The sequence below is a fragment of the Fundidesulfovibrio sp. genome (assembly GCF_058402725.1).
The window spans coordinates 1-2667 of sequence record NZ_JBZVFJ010000355.1; the positions used below are offsets into that span (position 1 = coordinate 1).

2 protein-coding genes are annotated in these 2667 nt (G+C 74.0%); both read left to right on the plus strand.

The window, feature by feature from the left end:
• Positions 1-1955, plus strand: a 1955-nt coding sequence (locus ACV4UX_RS19580) for a PEP-utilizing enzyme (protein WP_491594950.1), incomplete at its 5' end; no start/stop codon positions are given.
• Positions 1956-2151: 196 nt separating this feature from the next.
• Positions 2152-2655: a protein-tyrosine phosphatase family protein gene (locus ACV4UX_RS19585; RefSeq protein ID WP_491594951.1), complete on the plus strand. Its 504-nt coding sequence runs from the start codon at positions 2152-2154 to the stop codon at positions 2653-2655.
• Positions 2656-2667 lie beyond the last annotated feature (12 nt).

Here is a 2667-nt window from a genome sequence, read left to right on the forward strand (position 1 = left end):
AGGCCCTGGAGGCCCCCGCCCCGGCGGATCCAGGGGAGCTGACCGGCAATGAGACGCTTCTCTCCGGGGGGGTGAGCGCCTGTCCCGGCGCGGCTTCGGGTCCGGTGCTGCGCGTGGAGGGGGCTGTCCCGGCGGAGGTCCCGCCCGGGGCCATCCTCGCCGCCGCCAACGCCGCGCCGGAGCTGGCGGCGCTTTTGGACCGGGCAGGGGGCGTGATCACTGCCATGGGCGGCGCGGCCAGCCACCTGGCCAGCGTGGCCCGCGAGATGGGCGTTCCCGCGCTCTTCGGGGTCGCCGGGTGCATGGATACGCTGGAAGAGGGCGCGGAGGTCACCCTGGACGCCACGGGCGCGCGGGTGCTGGCCGGGCGCGTCGAGGCCCTGCTGACGGCAGCGGCCAGGCCCCGTTCCCGCCTGGCCGGAAGCCCCATGCACCGCCGCCTGCGCGACTGCCTGGACCTCGTCTCGCCGCTCACCCTCACGGACCCGGACGCGGACGCCTTCACGCCCCCCGGCTGCAAGACCCTGCACGACGTGGTGCGCTTCGCCCACGAGACGGCCCTGCGCGCCATGTTCGGCCTGGGCGGAGACCCCGGCGAGGCGGGCCGCGCCGTGCGCCTCAAGGCCCAGATCCCCCTGACGCTCTACTGCGTGGACCTGGGCGGGGGCCTGCGCGATGGCCTCACCACCTGCGAGGAGGCCCGGCCCGGGGACATCCGCAGCGCGCCCATGCGGGCCATCTGGCGGGGCTTCACCCACCCGGGCATCACGTGGTCGGGCACGGTGGCCTTCGATCCCAAGAGCTTCCTCACGCTCATGGCCTCGTCGGCCACGGCCGAGGTGGGCGGCGGCTCCCCGGGGGGCGACTCCTACGCCCTGCTGGGCGCGGACTACATGAACCTCTCGGCGCGCTTCGGCTACCACTTCGCCAACATCGACGCCTTCTGCGGCGAGACGGCAGCGCGCAACCACGTGGCGGTCCGCTTCGCGGGCGGGGCGGGCACATTCTCGGGCAAGTGCCTGCGGGTGGCCTTCCTGGGCCGGGTGCTGGCGCGCCTGGGCTTCACGGCGCAGATGTCCGGCGACGTGCTGGACGCCCGCCTGCAGGGCGCTCCCGCCAGGGAGACGGCCGAGGCCCTGGACCACCTGGGCAGGCTCATGGCCGTGAGCCGCCTGCTGGACATGGCCATCACCGGCCCGGCCGAAGCCGAGGCCATGGCCGAGGCCTTCCTGGCCGGAGACTACGACCTCCTGGCCAAACGCCGGGAGAACCCCCTGCCCGCCTTCCACCTGGCCGTGGGCGACTGGGAGGCCGTCCGGGAGGAAGACGGCTCCATGGTGGCCCGCCAGGACGGCTCGCGCTGGGCCACGGGGCTCTCCAGGGGGCTGGCGTCCTTCATGGGCAGGCTGGCGGGCATGCGCTACCAGCGCTTCCTGGACAGCGTGGAGGCCTACTTCCACTTCCCCCTGGCCGTGGCCAAGGGCACGGACATGGCGGACGGCCGTGTGAGCGTGCTCACGCGGCCCGTGGCCGGAACCATCGACCAGGCCGGAGGCCTGGCCTTCGGGGTGCGATCGGCCGGGACCTACCTGGTGCTGCGCCTCAACGCCCTGGAGGACAACCTGATTCTCTTCCAGTTTCACGACGGCAGGCGCACGGAGCTGGCCAGCGTGCGCACCCCGGCGCGCGCCGGGGAGTGGCGCGAGCTGGCCGTGGAGGTCCGCGCCGGGCAGGCGACGGGATTCCTGGACGGCAGGCCGCTTCTCCTCTACCATTTCGAGGACCCTGTGACGGGCATGGTGGGCCTGTGGACCAAGGCCGACTCGGTCACGGACTTCAAGGAACTGACCCTCGAAACCGCCGCCGGAAAGCGCACGGTGGCCATAAGCCCCCCCGGGGAGGGAGGAGCGCCTGACCCGCAGGACAACCCCAGCGCCAGGGCGTCCGACGCCTGACGGACCGTCCCCCGGCGCCCCCGAAAGGCCCGCCCCGGGAGGACCGGTCGCGCCCGGAGCCTGCGGTGGCGGCGGCCCCGCGCAAGGCCCGTCCGGCACGCCCGGGCCGCGCGCGCCTGCCGGGTCCGCGCCCGGCGGCCCCGGCGCGCCCGTCCCGCAAGGCATCACGGCCTGCTCCTGCGCCGACGGCTTCCGCGTGCAGCCCGTGGACCAGAGCCTCGCCGTGGGGGCCGTGCCCTGCAAGGAACTCCACCTGGAACTGCTCAAGGACCACGGCGTGAGCGCCGTGCTGAACCTCTGCGCCGAATACTGCGACCTGCCAGGCATCGAGCGCGAGCACGGGCTCAAGGTGCACTACCTGCACATCGACGACTACGACGTGCCCGAACCCCAGGCCCTGGACGAGGCCCTGGACTGGGTGAACGCCCAGGCGGCCACCGGCGGGCGGGTGTACATCCACTGCCGCTTCGGCATGGGCCGCACGGGCACGGTGCTCTACTGCCTGCTCCTGGGACGCGGGCTGCGCCTGTCCGAGATCCGCCGCGCAGTGGGCGCCCTGCCCGCACGCCCCGTCAGCCCCGTGCAGTGGCGCTTCGTGGAGGACTACGCCCGGCGGCGCGGCCTGGCCCCCACCTGGCGCGACTCCCTGCCCGGAAGCCTGCTGGCCCCCCTGCTGGACCGGCTCCTGAAACGCCGTTAGCAGCCTGTTAAT